We start from the raw sequence: 18,778 nt of genomic DNA, 5'->3' as shown, positions 1-18,778 counted from the left end.
TACGACTAATTTTATAAACGGGGAGGAGAAACTGATGGACTCCGTTTTTGATGAACTATATAAAAAATATCATCATGACGTTTTTCAATTTCTATTTTATATGGTCAGCCATAAAGAGACGGCAGAAGATTTAGTGCAGGAAGTATATATTCGCGTATTGAAATCCTATGACCGTTTCGAAGGGAAAAGTGCAGAAAAAACGTGGCTGTTCAGTATTGCACGGAATGTAGCGATCGACCATTTTCGTAAAAATAAAAACTGGAAGGACAGAATCATGGAGAAGTTTGATTGGTCTAAACAGCAAATCAAAGCTGATGATTCTCTGCCAGAGGAAGTGGCTATACTATCTGAAGAAGTGCAATATTTATATCAAGCTTTAAAGGTATGTACAGTGGACCAAAAGATGGTCCTTATTCTTCGCTATATTCAGGAACGGTCCATTGCAGAGACGGCAGAAACACTCGGCTGGACAGAAAGTAAGGTAAAGACAACACAGCACCGCGCTTTAAAAGCACTAAAAAAACATATGGAGGAATGGACGAGAGAGGAGGAATACAATGGAAAAAAACAATTGGAGCGATGAGCAGCTAAAAAGCCTGTTGAGGCAATTCCCGGCCATTAAGGATGAACGGGACCCAAAGAGCATTTATCAAAATATTGCGGCCGGCAAGTCTAAACAACGGATTCGCCGTCCTTGGCTCATGCCAGCAGTCGCTTCTGTATTTGCTTTCATGCTTCTTATTGTTATAGGAGAAAGCTTCTTTCGGTCAAATAACGGCAATTATAATTTAAGTGATTCATCTTCATCCGAAAACAGCAAATATATAGCAATTAATGAAGACAGCCAAAGCACAGAAAACTCATCTTCGTTCCAAATGAAAGAGCAGTCAGGAGAAGTCGAGAATCGACAGGCAGATGTTGAATTACAAACAACAGCTTTGTATGCAGAAGAAGTAGGAGACAAAGAGCTGCTCACATACCCTATTCCTGATAAGAATCTGCAGGTGGCAGTGCCTGTCAGCATTCTTGTTGAAAATCCGGACAGCTTATCTAAATTTGACCTGTATAAAAAATACATGTCTGCCATTGAGGAAACAAGCTGGGGCCTTGATAACTATTACCCATTTGATGGGACAGTCAGTTATGACATGAGCAATAAGACAGTTATTATTGACTTCGCAGATGATGTCACATCCCTTGGAGCAATCGGTTCAGATGACTTCTTAAACTCTATTGTTTATCAGCAGCTGGAAAGTGTCGGTGCCGATAAAATGGAATTCAGGAGAAAGGGTCAAAAGGGAGTATTAGTTGGTGACAGAGATTTGACGGAGATATATTATCAGCAGCTTGAAAACAGAGGGTACTATCTCTTAACAGATTCAGTCGAGGCTGAAAATGCCCTGTATGTTCCTTGGGAGACACCGTATCATGATATTGAGACCGCACTTATCAATATGCAAAAGGATATGCCGGAATATGGTCTGTCTGCATCAATCCCTGACAATATCCGTTTCGAGAAGATAGTTCCAAATATAGAAACAAGTGAATTGGAGCTGTATTTAACAAAAGACAGCGTCCTACATGCGGATAAAGCTACACTTAGAGCTATAGAATCGATCTTGCTGACCGCTAAGGATTTCCAATTTAAAACAGTGAGATTTGAAAACGCTGGGATTAATCAAATTGGAAGATTTGTATTTACTGATGAAATCCCAGTTCCTGTAGCGGCAAATAAACGAGAAATGAATTAAAAAAGTTCCAGCTTAGCTGGAGCTTTTTTTAGTTGTTTTTGTTAGACGGTGAAAAAGAATGCATGAATTAAGAGAACATATCCCATACTAACATTTGTTTCATAGCTTTTAGGAGACTAGGCAAATGCTCTTATGCTAATGGTTGTCACTTTCATCTAGGTGGACTGATCAGTTCTATAACGAAACATGTACTCATATGGTGAAAGAGGAACTTTTCAATTTTCTTTTTTCTCTCAACAAATATTTGTTGCAGGTTATTTTCGTGTTAGGAAAAAAAGGAGGATACAATGGGAGACTATATCAGACGGCTGCTCATAGCTGCAATAATGCTTCTGTTTGTCAGCTTGTTATTTTTAGGAGGCAAGCATTCAGAAGCTAAATCACCTTCACTGTCTGAACGCACCAAAGGGTGGACTTGGCCGAGTGAAGGCATGATTTCAGATACATTTAATACAAGACATGGAGATCATAAAGGAATTGATATTGCAGGTGACCTTGGAGCTGCTGTATTTGCTGTAGACAGCGGCAATGTCACAAAGTCTTATTATTCCCAATCCTACGGGAATGTAATTTTTATTAAGCATACTAATGGCTTAGAAACCGTTTATGCCCATTTAAATGAACGAGTAGTGAAGGAAGGACAAAAGGTTGAAATGGGCGACCTCATTGGGAAGATGGGCAATACTGGCCATTCCTCTGGCGTCCACCTGCATTTTGAGATTCACGAAAAAGAATGGACGGTAACAAAGGAAAATGCGATAAACCCGATATTGGCATTAGGAGAGGCAGAAGTGGGACAGACAGTCGAAGCAGCAGCGAAACCAGCGAGACAGGAAGCTGCTGAAGCAAAAAGCAAACCTGTAAAAAAAGAAGTAACCACGAAAGAAAATAAAAAAGAAAAGGCAAAAGCCGAAAAACAGGCAGAGGTAAAACCAGAAACTTTGGAAATAACGGTAGAAGAGCCGGTAGGCTATAACCCAACTCTTGGGCAAGTTCCATATAAAAAAGCAATCTATTACATAAAAGAAAACGAAATAAGCGCAATATTAGGTGAACAACCTGCCTTGCTTCCCCCTGAAAGCATGAGTCTGCTTCAATTTAAGCAATTAAAGGAGCAGGAAGATAAAAATAGCGGCATCACACCTAATGTGAACATCTATTATGAATAATGTATTCCTTAAAGGTTTGACTTACATAAAAGTAGTATCACTAAGTGAGAATGGGCAATAAACAAAGTTCCCAGTATGTTTCTTTCTTTGTGAGTTGCCCCAGTTCGAAAATCTCCTTTTAATTCCGATAAAACTTCCCGCTTTTATTATAAGCAATGTTCTTCCCATAACAGCCAATCTTATGTATAATATAAATTAGTAAAAAAATAAAATATTGATCTATCTTCGGGGCAGGGTGTAATTCCCGACCGGCGGTGAGGAGTATTGCTCTAAGTCCGCGAGCCTATTCGTTAGGCTGATTTGGTGAAAATCCAAAACCGACAGTAAAGTCTGGATGGGAGAAGATGGAGGTTCTGCAATCGTTCGAAAAAATTATTAGTTAGAACGTTTGTTAAGTATGCCTTTAAACACTCCCTCAAGCTCATGTTAGCTTGAGGTTTTTATTTGGCGTGCCTTAACAAAATTGCTGAATCTCTCTTCTTAGGCAGATGGATCCTAAAAGGAGAGAGTAAGAAATGAATAAAAAGAAAATGAATGTAAGGAAATTTGTCTTGATTGGAATGATGAGCAGCATGGCTTTTGTGCTTATGTTTATCAAGTTCCCGCTTCCAACGTTTCCTCCATTTTTGACATTGGATTTCAGTGATTTGCCAGCATTGGTAACAGCGTTAATTCTTGGTCCAGTTGCAGGTATATTGGTAGAGTTGATAAAAAACCTTCTGGATTATATTGTCCATAACAGTGAGATTGGAATACCTGTAGGAAATTTAGCAAACTTCATTGCTGGAGTTGCATTTATCCTGCCTGCCTATTTCATCTACAATAAATTGAAATCAAAATTGGGAATGGTGCTCGGCCTTATCTCAAGTGCCCTTGTGATGAGTATAGCCCTTAGCTTCTTCAATTATTTTGTACTATTGCCAGTTTATATTAAGTTTATCGGATGGGACCCAATGACATCTGCCGAAATGCGTGCATATGTAATTTCCTTAATCCTGCCGTTTAACCTTATTAAAGGCGCTATCGTTTCAGCCTTGTTCCTGCTTGTTTTTACGAAAATGAAAGGCTGGATCACAAAGCAAGCTCAATATCGTAAGGTAGCATAATAATAAAAAAAGCAAAAAGAGAAAAACTCTTTTTGCTTTTTTTATTATTCGAATTTTAATGCGTCGCCTTCAAACGGCTCATCTGCCACTTTAATGGAATCTGTTGGGCAGCCTTCAAATGCATCAAGCATATCGTCAAGCAATACTTCTGGAACTTCTACAGTTCCTTCGTTATCGTCAAGCATTACAAATGCCAAGCCTTCATCATCATAATCATAGATATCAGGAGCTGCAGCTCCACATGCACCGCAAGCAATACATGTATCTTTATCAACAATCGTATATTTTGCCATGAGTCGTAAAAACCTCCAGTATTCTTTTGTTAAGTAATATGCATTTATAAATAATGATACATCTTTACTATCCATCCTTTATTGTAAAACTGAATGTATAACTTTTCAATAAAAAAGACCAATATAAAGGAATAAACCTCGCATTAATGATTCAAGTTTAGCTCCAAGTACAGTTTTCGTGGTAAAATATAAAGCAAGAAAGTACATAATTCGACATGAACCATTATTTTAAGGAGTTTTCGTATATGACCTTTATTGAGGTAATCGTGTTATATTGTTTACAAAGAATAAAGGGAGAAAGAACTATCTACTCTGTCCTTCATATCCTAAACGGCAAAAAATCAGCGCAAACGATACAGGATATCCATATTTTTGAACTTATGCCTTTTTTTCAAACATACCCGAATTTATCAAGAGCAGAGTTCGACAGGATTATTTCTGCTTTAAAAGAGCAGAAATGGACTGCTGAAGGAAAAACATTTCAGCATTATGACATCAATCCGAAACAAGAAGATGAGTTTGCGCGTTTACTTATAGAATACCCTATTCCTACCCATTTAAATGGCTGGAAATATCACCGAATTGCTGTAGGATTTTGGGAGCGGCTGGCACTTTCTGTTCAAGTTGCCTCCCATCTTTCCAAAGGCGATAATCGCTATATGCCAATTCAGCGAAATATCGTAGTACAGGCGTGGATGAAGCAAGCATTGCAGAATTATGCTGGCGACAGACAATCACTGAATGAACAGCTTTACCAAGAATTGGCTGATTGCCTCGATGATGAAGCAGTGTTACCTGAATACCTTGTGTGCAGGTTAACAGGGTCAGAGCATATTGGGCTAACTCCAGAGCAAGCGGCAGCTAGTTTTGGGATAGACAGAAGTTATTATGAGCTTTACTTTCTGTCATTGCTTCACTTTATGCTGAAGAAAATTCTCAGTGCTAAAGAAAAATTCCCATTTTTAAGACAAATGGTGATGGATGATAATACTGCATATATTTTGACTAATTCAACCAAAGCGACATATGAATATATTCAAAAAGGCTTAAGCCTTGACGAAATAAGTACAATGCGACGTTTGAAGATGAGTACAATTGAAGATCATATCGCAGAACTCGTGTTAAATATCCCTGATTTTTCGATTGAAGAATATGTTAGTCCCGACAAAATAGCTAAAATAAAAAAAATCGCAGAAGTTACTGCTTCCAAGTCGTTGAAGCAAATCAAACAACAGCTTCCTGAAGTGTCATATTTTGAAATAAGAATCGTTCTTGCGAAGTTAGGGGGAGGCATAAATTGAATTTAGAAAAAAACCTAATGAAATTATTTTCGCTGCCCTCTTTCCGTCCAGGACAAAAGGAAGCAATCTCAGCATTAATGGAGAATCGTCATACATTGGCAATGCTGCCGACTGGAACAGGGAAATCATTGGTGTATCAGCTGCCTGGGAAACTTCTGAAAGGGACGGTCATCATCATTTCGCCATTACTGTCACTCATGCAAGATCAAGTCGAACAAATGAAAATGAATGGCGAAAAAAGTGCTGTTGCCATTAATTCCTTTTTAAACTGGCAAGAGCGAAATGACGTAATTAAAAATATACGCAAGTATAAATTCGTGTTTATTTCCCCAGAAATGATTGGAACACCCTATATATTGAATGTTTTGAAAAAACTGGAAATTGGTTTATTTGTTGTCGATGAAGCTCATTGTATTTCCCAATGGGGCTATGATTTCAGACCAGAGTACCAAAATTTAGGGATAGTGCGCAAGGAGTTGGGAAATCCATTAACATTGGCACTTACAGCAACAGCCACTCCCGCCATCCGAAAAGATATTATATCATCATTAGCTCTAGAATTTGTTGAACAAGTCATTTACAGTGTCGACAGACCCAATATTGCCTTAACAGCAGAAATTTTATCGAGTGGGATAGAAAAAAGGAAAAGGCTTGAAGAACTGACAAACACACTGCAAGGACCTGGCATCATTTATTTTTCAAGCAAAAAGCTGGCAGAGCAAACCGCTGCAGAACTTAAGCAAAACTCGGGTAAAAGAATAAATGCCTATCATGGCGGCATGTCCCAAGAGGATCGCATCTTGATTCAGCAACAGTTCTTGAATGGCCAGCTTGATATCGTTTGTGCAACAAGTGCATTCGGCATGGGAGTTAATAAGGAGAACATCCGTTATGTTATTCATTATCATTTCCCAACACAAGTAGAGTCTTTTTTACAGGAAATCGGCAGGGCTGGCAGAGACCGTCAAAACAGTATTTCCATCCTCTTATATGTGCCAGGTGACGAAACGCTTGCTTATCAGCTCACGGAAATGGAGCTGCCGAATGAGCTGCAGTTAAATCAACTGCGAAGGTCTCTGCTTCCATATACTACATATGAAGATTGGGCTGAAAAAGAGCTGGCTTGGATAATGGAGCAATTCACTGAAACTCAATGGCGAGTGCTAACTGCCTATGTTCAGCCAGAAGGAAAAACCTGCAAGCAAATAGAAGCAAAGCTTAACCATTTTAGTGAATTTTGCAAGAACAGGCTTGCTGTTAAAAAACAAAGCATACACGATATGCTTGCATGGGTATTATTAAAGCAATGCCGCAGATCCTATTTGACGAGCTATTTCCAGGAAAAAGAAGCACCAATTAATTCCGTATGCTGTGATAATTGCGGTTTGAATATGGAGAGGTTTTATGCGGGTCAGCCTATTAATGATAAGGCAGAGCTTGTTGGTGATGGCTGGAAAAGACAGCTTGCTTTTATTCTAAATAAGAGAAGAGAAAAAGCCGATGAATAAACAAAAATATTCCCAGCTGTTAAATACTTTGTCTGATAAAGAGCTTATAAAGCACTTATATATAACACAATTTATATTATTAATTATTTCTGCAGGCTTAGGTATATTCGTATTCCAGATAGAAGATCTATTTACTTCTTTAAGCCTCTTTAATTGGAACCATATTTTAATCGGCTTTGCCTTAGGTGCGGCGGTTGTTGGCCTCGATATGATATTTATGAGATATCTACCTGAAAAGTATCATGATGACGGCGGACTAAACAAACGAATATTTCAAAATATGCATCCAGCTCATATCGCCATAATCGCTGCTGTGATTAGTATCAGTGAAGAAATATTGTTTCGCGGTATCCTTCAAACAAATTTAGGATTATTGGCAGCAAGCATTATCTTTGCAGTCATCCACTACCGATATTTATTTAATTGGTTTTTATTTGTAAACATCATCTTTATAAGTCTTTTAATTGGGTTTTTATATATGTGGACAGGAAGTTTACTGGCGACCATTATCATGCATTTTACAATCGACTTTTTCCTTGGTTTGCTGATTAGATATAAGGTTTTTGACTAATATTATTACGTTTGAAATATGTTTAGGGGGAAGGGATGTTCATGACAAGAGAAGATCCTTACAGAGTTCAAGCAGAACGGCAGAAAAAACGGCTTTCTCGGTTGGAAGAAAGTGAAAAGCCAGCTCAACCGATTCCAAGCAGAGTAACAGAAGAACTGCCGTCGCGCAGAGCTGTTCATCATAAAAAGAAAAAAAAGAAAAAGAAAAACCAAAAGTATACAGGCATGACGATTCTTGCTATTTCTTTTATTGCCCTGCCTGTACTATTGCTCGGCATACATGAAATGATAAACCGCTATTCAGTTGACACAGTGCTTCCAGTGAACAGCTCTTCCAATCAATTCGAGCAGATAGGCGTTGAACAAAAGGGCAGTAGTTCTGCAACTGGTAATGTAACAGTAGAAAAAGAAGACAGTGAAGCAGAAGAAAAGCCTGATGAAACCGCAAAAGAACAAGCAGCCAGTGCTGAGCAGGAAGAAAAAGAAGTAGCCAAGCAAAAAGAAACAGAACAACAGAAAGAAGAGGCTGCAAAGAAACAAGAAACAGAACAACAGAAAAAAGAGCAGGCTGCAAAGAAACAAGAAACAGCAGCAGAACAGGAAAAAACCACAGCAGACAGCCAAGCGGAAAAGGCAGCTGCTTCTGAGGTGGAAAAGCAGGAACCGGTTGAAAAAACAGAAACAGAAAATGCAGAAGCAGCCTCCCAACAATCGGTTATCTATCATACTGTAGCAGCTAATGAAACACTATACAGAATAGCGATGAAATATTATAACTCTAAAACTGGAATAGAGATCATTAAGCAAGCAAACCAGCTTACAAGTGATAATGTACTGGCTGGGCAAGTATTAAAAATTCCACAATAACCGCTAAATAAATGATTCTAACTTGTCCTTTCCTTTCATATAGTGAAAGGGAAGGAGGATTGGCATATGGAATCGTCGATATTAAATCTTGACAGCAATACAGATGAAACGACAAAGGAAATGCTGCAAAAGCTAGTGGAGAAAAAACGTAAATTTGACATGATAAAAACAAGGCATTTATTTGTTATGTGGCTGACAATTATTTTTGGATTTTTTTACGCTTACTGGCTGTATAAACATATTGCCGTTCCGTTCTCCCATTCCTTTGCCATCATGTTTTCTATTTTTATCGCTAAAACATTTAATCTCTATGCACTGGCCATGATTGTTGGTTCCTTCGGATTTATGAATGTTCTTAAACAAAAAAAGGATAAAGCAGAGAAGGAATATCATGAGCTCCGTTGTGAAATTATCGATAAAGCTAAAGATCTTTGGAAGAAGGAAGAAGAGTGGAAGGGCCGCCACCATGTTTTTTATATGATGAAACAGGAGTATGACATTAATCTTTTCCATGAAACAAAGTAGAGAAAGAGACTAAAATACTGTACTTTAGTCTCTTTTTGCATATTCTAAAATACTTTCTTTCGATCTCTGTCTTCTTTAATAATTTCAACCGCTTCTCTAAACCGCTGGGAATGAATAATTTCTCTTTCCCGCAAAAACCGCAGGCTATCATTTAAGTCAGGATCATCACTCATGTTAATAATCCATTGATAGGTCGCCCGCGCCTTTTCCTCAGCAGCAATATCCTCATATAAATCCGCAATCGGGTCACCTTTAGCCTGGATATATGTAGCAGTCCACGGATTACCTGCAGCATCATGATAAAATAACGCTTTTTCATGTGTGACATAATGCGCATCGAGGCCGGCAGCTTTTAGTTGGTCTGGAGTTGCATCTTTAGTTAATTTATAGATCATTGTTGCAATCATTTCTAAATGAGCAAATTCCTCTGTGCCGATATCTGTTAAAAGGCCAATCACTTTATCAGGTATCGTATAACGCTGATTTAAATAGCGCAGTGCTGCAGCCAGTTCCCCGTCTGCGCCGCCGTATTGCTCTATCAGAAATTTAGCCAGCATGGGATTACAGGTGCTGACCTTAACAGGATACTGCAATTTCTTTTCATAAAGCCACATATCAATGCCCCCTCAATCATTTATACTTGCCAAGGCCATGGCCCTGTGTCCCAATCCCATGGACTGCCAGAATAGCTGTTTCCGAATTGCAGAAGTGGACCATACCTGCTTTCATATAGCTGTTTAAACTTTTCTCTTTCTTTAACATAATGATTAAATTGATTGATTGCATCTTGATCATTCGGATGTGTATCAAGATAAAGTGTTAATTCGACCAGTACGAAGTCAACAGCTTGCAGCTGTTCAAGAAGCTGATAATATTCTGCAGGCAGCTGTTTCATCATGCATCACCTTCTCTTTTTTCATAAGGACTATAATAAGGGTCATAAAAAGCTTTCCATAATGTTCCTGCTTTGAGTGCTTCCATTGGTGTAAATTGCGGCAAATGGGGTGGCTGAAAGCCCATATATAAATTGGGCGGGGTGGAATATACTTTTGTTTTCAATGGCGGGCAAGGATCATTAGGGCTTATATAAGGGTGGTATTTTTTATAAAACTGACTCATAACAAAAAGCCCTCCTTTATTTTCATATCTTTACAATAATATGAATGATTTGCAAAATCATTCTAATGTTTTTTGACCGAAGAAGTAACTTGATGCGGATTGCTAATAGTATTTGGTTTTTGATTAATGGGTGCTATTACTATAAAGTATATAGAAAGTTAAAACATTTATAGGGAAGGAAATCTTGTCTTGGCACCAAATGCCCAAGTAGGACAACAGAGTCTTGATGCTTTAGAGGAAATAGTGAAACGGTTAAGGGCTATTGGAGAAATGGGCATGACTTTGATGATATAGTTGAAGGACTTGAAGATTAAGGTGCATAGCTAGTACAAGATATTAGAAAATACAGAAGGGCTAATATTATGGATAAAAAAATTGTAAATAAAACGATAAGAAATGCTATAAAGATTGGTGATATTAATGAAGTAAAGCATTTAATAGATGATAATCCACACTTAATGACTCCATTTGGTACCTGGTTACATGTTGCAGCAAAGAAAGGACATTTTGGAATAGTAGAGTATAGTTCAAAAAGGAATCGATGTTAATACAAAAGGTGATATCTTTGATGCTTCTTCATTAAATTTGGCAGCAGGAGCTGGGCATTTGAAAATAGTGAAGTATTTAATAGAGCATGGTGCAGAAATAGATGTGAGCTTGGCAAACAGAAATCCGTTATTTGGAGCAATTTATGGCGGGCATAAAGATGTAGCTGAGTTTCTAGTTGAAAAGGGAATAGATATTTCAATTAGATATACAGGAGAGAATATTAAGAATATGGATGCATATGAATATGCTAGACAATTTGGGCAAACAGAAATCGCTAAATATTTAAAGCAGAAGATAGATGAAATAGAATAAATGAAAAACTCTCCGCTACTGGAGAGTTTTTCATTTCCATTAGTGAAGCGAAGGGATTTTACAATGTAAGATAGACTAGACATGATTAAAATCTGCTTGCGTTTTTGAAAGTGAAATTCTCATGACCTCTATACTATTACGATAAAAGGATGCTGATAATACCATTTTCAGAGATTAGAGTAAAAGTCCTGCAGAAAATTATTCTTTTACTTGTTATATTTGTATTGAGAATTATTTTTCCGCCACAACTTATTGGAAACGCTTTAAATCAATGTTGACTTTCTAAGGGGTATTTAAAATTTCTAAAAAATTAGAAGGGAAAAAGAAAAGCATTCTAGGCAATCGCGATTGCTTTAGTATCACCCATTGTTATTATATAGGCTGCTGCAATACCTACAAATGCAGCTGAAACTAATTCTAGCATTTCATCTATCAGTAATTATTCGAACGAGAATGTAGTTGTGCTAAACACAAATGGAGAGCTAGAGGTGGCAGGGGATAGAAGAGGCAGAGGGGTATAATTTCTATTATAAGCAAGCAGCTGAGTCAGATTCTGCTTTTGAACAGTTAGACAGTGAATGGATAAGAGGATATTCCCATTATTTAACATCGGGTGTTCTAGGGGTTAAACAAGCTTTGTACGTTATCAAGATTTAGATGGTAAGGAAAGTTCGGGAAAATCCGTAGTTACTTCCTCTATGAACGTTAAAGGGCATTCGGGAGAAGGCTTTGCTTTCTCTAATATATTCCATGATGGGAACGCCTTCAGGAGTGGTGAATGAATGCAAGAGAACCGCAAGTTATTATATATCCGCAGTGCAAGGACAATATAACGCTGAAGTGAATGGGATAAGTATTAGAGTTATCAGAGAATTACACTGAGTTGGTTTTGTATCATTTATCTTTTGCATCTTCACGGAGATGATTTTTTGCTCTTATTGATAGCTGGCTAAAAACAATAATCAAAATGGAGACAGCGCTACCCCAGGATTAATCTCCGGAAGAATCTGACCAACGGTTAAGAGCATAGTACTTTGATTGAAAATAAGGAGGTTTGATAATGAAAGCAGTTGTTATAGATCATATGTCAAAAATATATCCCGGGGGTAAAAAGGCGGTGGATAATATAAGCATCACTCTTGAGCAAGGTGAAGTTTTTGGATTTTTAGGCCCGAATGGTGCCGGAAAAACCACTACTATCAAAGTTTTGAATGGCATGCTCACACCTTCTGCGGGAAGCTGCCGGGTGTTAGGAATTGATCCGACTCTAAATCCAGAAAAAGTGCATGGTCTATCCGGTGTTGTGACGGAACATGCGCAGATGTATGACAATTTGACAGGGATTCAAAACCTCATTTTTTATGCCTCTGCATTCGGCAAAAGTTCTGGCCAGAGTGAAAGACACGCTGAATCTCTATTAGAAAAGTTGAATCTCTCGGATGCGAAAGATAAAAAACTAACCACCTATTCTACAGGTATGCGCCAACGGCTCTCCCTTGCTCGCGCGTTGATTCATCAACCCAAAGTCCTGTTTTTAGATGAACCTACCTCCGGGCTTGATCCTGAAAGTGCCCAAAGTGTCAACAAACTGATCCAAAGTCTTGCACGTGACAAAGGAATGACCATATTCTTATGTACCCATCAATTGCGCTATGCGCAGGAGGTTTGCACCTCATTTGGATTGATGAATCAGGGAACTTTACTCGCATCTGGAAGTCTTGAGCAGCTTCGTTCCAAGGTTATTTCCGGAATGAAAGTCAAGATAAAAGCCAGCAAGCTACCCGGCAGTCTGTCATATCGAAAAATAGGAGAACGGAATTTTGAAATGGATATTCAAACGGAAGAGGAAATCCCCCATATTGTCTCTAGCATCGTAGAAGAAGGTGGCGATGTTTACCATGTGTCAATGAAGCGTCCTTCGCTGGAGGATATCTATTTCAATTTAATTGAAAAAGAAAAGCAGAAGGAGACCATTAAATGATTAATGCAATGCAAAGAGCCATCATAAAAAAGGATTTACGAGGAATCACAAGTAACAAGCAAATGTTTTCCGTTATGTTGATTGTACCGCTGGTATTGACAGTCATCCTACCCTCGATATTTATCCTAGTCATACACTTTGTGCCAGAAGAAACAGCTGAATTTCAAAAGCTGTTAGAGATGCTTCCCCTTGCGGAACAGGCAGGCAACTTCAATCAGAATATAATAAAGCTTGTGCTGAACAACATTATGCCTGTATTCTTTTTAATCATTCCAATAATGGCTTCTTCTGTAATGGCGGCAAGTTCCATTGTCGGGGAGAAAGCAAATCGCACACTGGAAACGTTACTTTATTGCCCGCTATCATTGCGGCAAATATTCCAATCAAAAATACTTGCTTCCTTTTTGATGAGCATGATTGTCTCGTTTACATCATTCTTCGCAATGATTCTTGTCATGGAAATTGAAATAGTTTTAACGACAGGCGCCATTATATTGCCTGACATTAGTTGGATGATTATCATGCTGCTTATATCTCCGGCCATCTCTTTGATTGCCATTACGCTAATTGTACGCGCATCTGCGAAAGCACAGACAGTGGAGGAAGCCCAGCAGCGCACAGTCTTCCTAGTCCTGCCGGTGATACTCCTCGTGGTTGGACAATTTACAGGATTACTGCTTGTAAGTATCTGGATTTTATTAGCTTTAGGAGTTGTGTTGGCATTGCTTGCGGCAATTCTTATGAAAGGCTCGAAGGAGAAATTTAGCTATGAATCTATTTTAAAATAGATGGTTAGAAAAGAGGCATTTCAAATTAAGCAGCGTCAGCCCAAATTTGTCAAAGCAGCCATGATGCAATGGGAAGCGGAGTAACGGAGTTTACGCAAAAAAATAATATTGGAGCATAAGAACTCAGATATCCAATTTTATACCTAAATTACAAATCAAATTATTGAAAACATTGCTAGCGGTAAGCAACGGTGAAGGTAAGGTAATCCAAACTGTTTAAAGGGAGGCGAAGTATTAACATTAATCCTCATACCCAAGAAGTAATATAAAATCAAGGTTTACCAAATTGGAAAGGGAGGTCCTGAGCCTCCCTGTTTTCGTTTATGAAAACTGAAAATGTAAATTTTTTCATGAAAAGACAATTATAGTAGAAGGAACACGTAAAATGCCTTGTTAATTTGAGGACTTCGCTTAAAACAAGCTGTCGATTTATTGGTAAAAACAAAGTGAACATTATACAATAATTCAATAGACTAAAAAAAGGGGGGGGAAGGGTATGCTTGTGTTGGTTGTTGTGGCAGTCATCCTGATGATCCTTGCAGGAATAGCATTGATTGTAAAGATGCATAAGAATGCAATGGAGGATAACTTGAAATATGAGATGTTTTACTTTCCTAATTTTCCAATGACATTCAAGGAAATTACGATATTTTTCATTTCTGATATACATAGAAGGGAAGTATCTCCTGCCATTGTGGAGGAAGCAAAGGGAATTGCAGAGCTTGTTATTATTGGCGGAGATTTACTTGAAAAGGGCGTCCAGTTTGATACGGTCCGCAGTAATCTCAGAAAGCTTAAAGAAATTGGCCCCGTTTTTTTCGTATGGGGAAATAATGACTATGAAGCAGATATAGAAAAGCTGAAGGAGCTTTTTGCTGAAGAGAATGTAACGGTTCTTGATAATAGATCGGTTTCCTTTACATCTCCGAAAAAACAAAAATGGCATTTAGCTGGGATTGAAGACCGTTCCTTAGAACACGATGATTTAGAAATGGCTTTACAAGGCATCAAGAAATCTGATTTCAAAATACTTGTCAGTCATAATCCGAAAGTAATGGAAGATTTAACGGACGATGATGGAGTGACTTTAGTGCTGAGCGGTCATACTCACGGTGGACAAATTCGGATATTAGGGTTCGGTCCATATGAGAAAGGAACTACGAAGGTCATTGGGAAAACGACTATTCTAGTCAGCAATGGATACGGCACAACCTCCATACCGTTAAGGCTTGGAGCCAAACCGGAAACGCATATTATTAAAATCCAGCATACTAAAGATAAACGAATCTAAATAATACAGACAAATCACCGTTTTCCTGCTTCATTCATACGCTACAGTAAGAGTTTTTTCAGATAGAAGCAGGAGGCATTGTCATGCGCTTAGAACGATTGAATCATAATAGAATAAAGATATACCTGACATTTGATGATCTGTATGAACGTGGACTGACGAAAGATGATATATGGAAAGACTCGATAAAATGGCAATATTTTTTTCATGAAATGCTCGAAGAAGCTAATGATATGTTTGATTTGGAAATACATGGTTCTGTTGCGGTGGAGATTTTCTCGATGAAGGCACAAGGAATGGTCATGATCTTGACGATGAACGAGGAAGAATTCCAAGATGAGGAACTGTTGGCAGAAGGGTTTTTGGAGATGCAGGTTACTGTTGAAGAAACTGTTGATATATTATATGAGTTCTCTGATCTTGAAGATGCCATTCAAGCATGTAAGGTGCTTTTTCAAGCAGGATTTTCCGGCGGAACATTCTCGAGCGCTGATGGCAAATATTACTTGTATTTTCCTGATATTCAGGCTGTCAAGGAAGCACAGGCAGCAGCAATCTTAAGTGAATTCGGTGAAGCAAGCATCAAGAGCATCCACATGATTGAGGAATACGGGTGTACAATCCAAAAGAAAAACGCGATTGAGATGATCAACCAATATTTTAAATGAAGACAAAATATAATGCTTTTTACTCGGTTTTTTCCCTCAAGCTCTTTTTTGGCCGCATTTTGCCAGTAAAGAGCTTTTTTGTATTTTCGCGGCCTTAAATTTACACGTAAAAAAATCAAAATCAGTTAACTTCATCATTGGTAATTTCGAGGAAAAATGATAAGATAATGATAAAGAATTATATCTTAATTCTTTATAGGTGTGTCAAGCAATCTCTATTTAGTAAAAAGAAAAGAATATGCCAAAATAGTGTGAAAGATAAGGACAAAGTTGTATCTTTTTGAATATATTAAAAAGGAGAGCATACTATAAAACATCTTTCCACAGTGGCAAGTCATTTTGATTAATTGGCTCTGTCCTGCATACCAAAAAAAGGTTATGCAACGGCTACAGAGACGATCCATTTATAAAAAAAGTTAGCAGCAATGAGTTCTTTATTGAGTGTACTTCGAGAAATGTACATACTATAATTTTAAAGTAAGTTAAAATGTATGTAGACAAAAAGGAAATGCTAGTCTTTAATGAGAATTTTGACCGTTAAAAATGATAATTTAACTTTGCAGTTTTTTAGGAGGATTCATTAAATGGTAGCCAAAAAGTCTAATGAAAAAAAGATTGTTGAAGAGCAACACGATGTTTTAAAATCAACACAAACGATCATTCATAAGGCATTGAATAAGCTAGGATATTCTGATGAGGTGTATGAACTACTGAAGGAACCGATCCGTATGATGACAGTGAAGATACCTGTAAGGATGGACGATGGCAGTGTGAAAATATTCACTGGCTACCGGGCACAGCATAATGATGCAGTCGGCCCAACAAAGGGAGGGATCAGATTCCACCCTCAAGTTACAGAAACAGAGGTAAAGGCACTTTCTATCTGGATGAGCCTAAAATGCGGAATTGTTGATCTTCCATATGGCGGCGGTAAAGGTGGAATTGTCTGCGATCCTCGTGACATGTCCTTCAGAGAGCTGGAGAGATTGAGCAGAGGCTATGTAAGAGCAATCAGTCAGATTGTCGGCCCGACAAAGGATATTCCTGCACCTGATGTTTTCACGAACTCACAAATAATGGCATGGATGATGGACGAGTACAGCAGAATTGATGAGTTCAACTCACCTGGCTTTATTACAGGCAAGCCTCTCGTACTAGGAGGCTCACATGGAAGGGAAACGGCAACTGCTAAAGGTGTGACAATCTGCATCCGAGAAGCGGCCAAGAGAAAAGGCATCGAAATTAAAGGAGCAAGAGTTGTTGTGCAAGGCTTTGGAAATGCAGGCAGCTTTTTAGCGAAATTTATGCATGATGCTGGTGCTAAGGTAATCGGAATTTCCGATGCATATGGTGCTTTGCATGATCCAAATGGTTTAGATATTGACTATCTTCTCGACAGAAGAGACAGCTTCGGAACGGTAACGAATTTATTTAACAATACGATTACAAACCAAGAGCTCTTGGAATTGGATTGTGATATATTGGTTCCTGCAGCAATTGAAAACCAAATCACTGAAAAAAATGCTCATAATATTAAAGCAAGCATTGTGGTAGAAGCGGCAAATGGGCCTACAACACTTGAAGCTACAACAATCTTGACGGAAAAAGGCATTCTTTTAGTGCCGGATGTATTAGCATCTGCCGGCGGTGTAACAGTTTCTTATTTTGAGTGGGTTCAGAACAATCAAGGCTTCTACTGGACTGAGGAAGAAGTCGAAGAAAAATTGGAAAAAGTAATGAGCAAATCATTTGAGAACATTTATGAAACAGCACAAATCCGCAGGGTGGATATGAGATTGGCTGCTTATATGGTCGGTGTTCGAAAAATGGCGGAAGCGTCAAGATTCCGCGGCTGGATTTAAGTTAGGATAACAAACTATTGTATAATAACCAAAAATCTCCTATGCTATAAATAGGAGATTTTTTTTTCAGGTATTTACATATTTTGCTCATGCTGTGCATGAGAGTTGTATAGAAGTTAGGAGAGATTAACATGAACGAAGAACAAGCGATTATAATCGGTGCTGGGCCTTGTGGATTAGCTGCTGCTATCGCCTTGCAAAAAATCAACATTAACCCCCTTATCATTGAAAAGGGAAATGTGGTAAATGCGATACATGGATATCCAACTCACCAGACTTTTTTCAGCACGAGCGAAAAGCTGGAAATTGGGGATGTGGCCTTTCTTACTGAACAATATAAACCAAACCGAAATCAGGCGCTTGTGTATTATAGAGAAGTAGCAAAACGAAAAAACTTAAGGATTCATGCATATGAAGAAGTGCAGAATGTAACAAAGGAAAATAACCTGTTCAAATTGCAAACCTCAAAGGGAGAATACCGCGCCAATTACGTGATTGTCGCAACTGGGTATTATGACCACCCGAACTATATGAATGTACCAGGCGAGGATTTACCTAAGGTTAGCCACTATTTTAAGGAAGCGCACCCGTATTTTAATCATGATGTAACAGTAATCGGCGGAAAAAACTCAAGTGTGGATGCTGCGATTGAATTGGTGAAAGCAGGAGCCCGCGTAACGGTATTGTACAGAGGCACAGAATATTCAAGCAGCATTAAGCCGTGGATTCTTCCAGAGTTTGAAGCCCTTGTCAGAAACGGTGTTATAAAAATGGAATTTGCTTCAGAAGTGGTAGAAATTAAAGAAAAAACCTTAACGTATAAGAAGCAAGGTGAGAATAAGGAAATTGCGAATGATTTCGTGTTTGCGATGACTGGATATCATCCTGATCACGGATTTATTAAGAAGATGGGAGTCGAAATCGAAGCAGACTCTGGCAGGCCTGTATTTAATCCGGACACTATGGAAACGAATGTGGAAGGAATTTTCATCGCCGGGGTAATTGCAGCTGGCAATAATGCAAACGAAATATTTATTGAAAATGGCAGGTTCCATGGGGACCAGATAGCTGAAGCGATAGCGGCAAGAAAATAAGAATCCGCAAAAGTTCGCTGGCAA

General features: G+C 38.4%; 19 protein-coding genes, 1 pseudogene and 1 riboswitch. Of the genes and pseudogenes, 16 read left to right on the top strand and 4 right to left on the bottom strand.

What is annotated here, in order from left to right:
• Window positions 1-13 precede the first annotated feature (13 nt).
• The 4 genes from sigX (at window position 14) to ACLIJJ_RS02890 (ending at window position 4,026) form a co-directional block, all read left to right on the top strand.
• Window positions 14-583, top strand: coding sequence for an RNA polymerase sigma factor SigX (sigX, locus tag ACLIJJ_RS02905; RefSeq protein WP_411410626.1), 570 nt, complete (start codon window positions 14-16; stop codon window positions 581-583).
• Window positions 558-1,751 (top strand): hypothetical protein, encoded by a 1,194-nt coding sequence (locus tag ACLIJJ_RS02900; RefSeq protein ID WP_233313320.1) that lies wholly within the window; start codon window positions 558-560, stop codon window positions 1,749-1,751. The genes sigX and ACLIJJ_RS02900 overlap by 26 nt, the downstream gene beginning before the upstream one ends.
• 287 nt (window positions 1,752-2,038) lie before the next feature.
• Entirely contained in the window at window positions 2,039-2,920 is an 882-nt protein-coding gene (locus ACLIJJ_RS02895; protein WP_233313321.1) for a M23 family metallopeptidase, read from the top strand.
• Window positions 2,921-3,137: 217 nt separating this feature from the next.
• Window positions 3,138-3,270: riboswitch (FMN riboswitch) on the top strand.
• A 165-nt stretch (window positions 3,271-3,435) separates the two neighbouring features.
• Complete coding sequence (locus ACLIJJ_RS02890) at window positions 3,436-4,026, top strand: ECF transporter S component (protein WP_233313322.1); 591 nt, start codon at window positions 3,436-3,438, stop codon at window positions 4,024-4,026.
• Between the two features lie 44 nt (window positions 4,027-4,070).
• On the opposite strand, the gene ACLIJJ_RS02885 is transcribed toward ACLIJJ_RS02890, so the two are convergent.
• Window positions 4,071-4,319 carry a ferredoxin gene (locus ACLIJJ_RS02885; RefSeq protein WP_233313323.1) on the bottom strand — a complete coding sequence of 83 codons (249 nt, stop codon included), beginning with the start codon at window positions 4,317-4,319 and terminating at the stop codon, window positions 4,071-4,073.
• A gap of 245 nt (window positions 4,320-4,564) precedes the next feature.
• Here ACLIJJ_RS02885 and ACLIJJ_RS02880 point away from each other — a divergent pair, with 245 nt between their 5' ends.
• From ACLIJJ_RS02880 to ACLIJJ_RS02860, 5 genes are all read left to right on the top strand, one after another.
• Window positions 4,565-5,620 (top strand): YpbB family protein, encoded by a 1,056-nt coding sequence (locus tag ACLIJJ_RS02880; RefSeq protein ID WP_411410525.1) that lies wholly within the window; start codon window positions 4,565-4,567, stop codon window positions 5,618-5,620.
• Window positions 5,617-7,128 (top strand): RecQ family ATP-dependent DNA helicase, encoded by a 1,512-nt coding sequence (locus ACLIJJ_RS02875; protein WP_411410524.1) that lies wholly within the window; start codon window positions 5,617-5,619, stop codon window positions 7,126-7,128. The genes ACLIJJ_RS02880 and ACLIJJ_RS02875 overlap by 4 nt, the downstream gene beginning before the upstream one ends.
• Window positions 7,121-7,699, top strand: coding sequence for a CPBP family intramembrane glutamic endopeptidase (locus tag ACLIJJ_RS02870; protein WP_237941669.1), 579 nt, complete (start codon window positions 7,121-7,123; stop codon window positions 7,697-7,699). The genes ACLIJJ_RS02875 and ACLIJJ_RS02870 overlap by 8 nt, the downstream gene beginning before the upstream one ends.
• 41 nt (window positions 7,700-7,740) lie before the next feature.
• Window positions 7,741-8,565, top strand: coding sequence for a LysM peptidoglycan-binding domain-containing protein (locus ACLIJJ_RS02865; RefSeq protein WP_411410523.1), 825 nt, complete (start codon window positions 7,741-7,743; stop codon window positions 8,563-8,565).
• A 66-nt stretch (window positions 8,566-8,631) separates the two neighbouring features.
• The gene (locus tag ACLIJJ_RS02860) at window positions 8,632-9,090 is read left to right on the top strand and encodes a YpbF family protein (RefSeq protein ID WP_341077612.1); all 459 of its coding nucleotides are present in this window, start codon (window positions 8,632-8,634) and stop codon (window positions 9,088-9,090) included.
• Window positions 9,091-9,134: 44 nt separating this feature from the next.
• Here the strand turns inward: ACLIJJ_RS02860 and ACLIJJ_RS02855 are convergent, their stop codons facing one another.
• The 3 genes from ACLIJJ_RS02855 to ACLIJJ_RS02845 are packed head-to-tail and all read right to left on the bottom strand — an operon-like array spanning window position 9,135 to window position 10,209.
• Window positions 9,135-9,704 carry a manganese catalase family protein gene (locus ACLIJJ_RS02855; RefSeq protein WP_233313328.1) on the bottom strand — a complete coding sequence of 190 codons (570 nt, stop codon included), beginning with the start codon at window positions 9,702-9,704 and terminating at the stop codon, window positions 9,135-9,137.
• Between the two features lie 20 nt (window positions 9,705-9,724).
• Window positions 9,725-9,985, bottom strand: a complete 261-nt coding sequence (locus ACLIJJ_RS02850; RefSeq protein WP_282581436.1) for a spore coat protein CotJB — start codon at window positions 9,983-9,985, stop codon at window positions 9,725-9,727.
• On the bottom strand, window positions 9,985-10,209 hold the full coding sequence (locus tag ACLIJJ_RS02845; protein WP_411410522.1) for a spore coat associated protein CotJA: 225 nt from the start codon (window positions 10,207-10,209) through the stop codon (window positions 9,985-9,987). Before ACLIJJ_RS02845 ends, ACLIJJ_RS02850 begins: the two co-directional genes overlap by 1 nt.
• Before the next feature lie 362 nt (window positions 10,210-10,571).
• Here ACLIJJ_RS02845 and ACLIJJ_RS02840 point away from each other — a divergent pair.
• From ACLIJJ_RS02840 to ACLIJJ_RS02810, 7 genes and pseudogenes are all read left to right on the top strand, one after another.
• Window positions 10,572-11,070, top strand: a pseudogene (locus ACLIJJ_RS02840) (ankyrin repeat domain-containing protein).
• A gap of 1,060 nt (window positions 11,071-12,130) precedes the next feature.
• Window positions 12,131-13,051: an ABC transporter ATP-binding protein gene (locus ACLIJJ_RS02835; protein WP_233313332.1), complete on the top strand. Its 921-nt coding sequence runs from the start codon at window positions 12,131-12,133 to the stop codon at window positions 13,049-13,051.
• The gene (locus ACLIJJ_RS02830; RefSeq protein ID WP_233313333.1) at window positions 13,048-13,839 is read left to right on the top strand and encodes an ABC transporter permease; all 792 of its coding nucleotides are present in this window, start codon (window positions 13,048-13,050) and stop codon (window positions 13,837-13,839) included. The genes ACLIJJ_RS02835 and ACLIJJ_RS02830 overlap by 4 nt, the downstream gene beginning before the upstream one ends.
• A gap of 496 nt (window positions 13,840-14,335) precedes the next feature.
• Entirely contained in the window at window positions 14,336-15,130 is a 795-nt protein-coding gene (locus tag ACLIJJ_RS02825; protein WP_233313334.1) for a metallophosphoesterase, read from the top strand.
• An 83-nt stretch (window positions 15,131-15,213) separates the two neighbouring features.
• Window positions 15,214-15,798, top strand: coding sequence for an adaptor protein MecA (locus ACLIJJ_RS02820; protein ID WP_233313335.1), 585 nt, complete (start codon window positions 15,214-15,216; stop codon window positions 15,796-15,798).
• A 584-nt stretch (window positions 15,799-16,382) separates the two neighbouring features.
• Window positions 16,383-17,660, top strand: coding sequence for a Glu/Leu/Phe/Val family dehydrogenase (locus ACLIJJ_RS02815; RefSeq protein ID WP_233313336.1), 1,278 nt, complete (start codon window positions 16,383-16,385; stop codon window positions 17,658-17,660).
• A 131-nt stretch (window positions 17,661-17,791) separates the two neighbouring features.
• The gene (locus ACLIJJ_RS02810; protein WP_233313337.1) at window positions 17,792-18,754 is read left to right on the top strand and encodes a YpdA family putative bacillithiol disulfide reductase; all 963 of its coding nucleotides are present in this window, start codon (window positions 17,792-17,794) and stop codon (window positions 18,752-18,754) included.
• The last annotated feature ends 24 nt before the right edge of the window (window positions 18,755-18,778 follow it).

The sequence above is a fragment of the Niallia laureatilytica genome (genome assembly GCF_046613985.1).
Taxonomy (GTDB): domain Bacteria; phylum Bacillota; class Bacilli; order Bacillales; family Cytobacillaceae; genus Niallia.
This window is presented reverse-complemented; position numbering and strand designations above follow the sequence as displayed.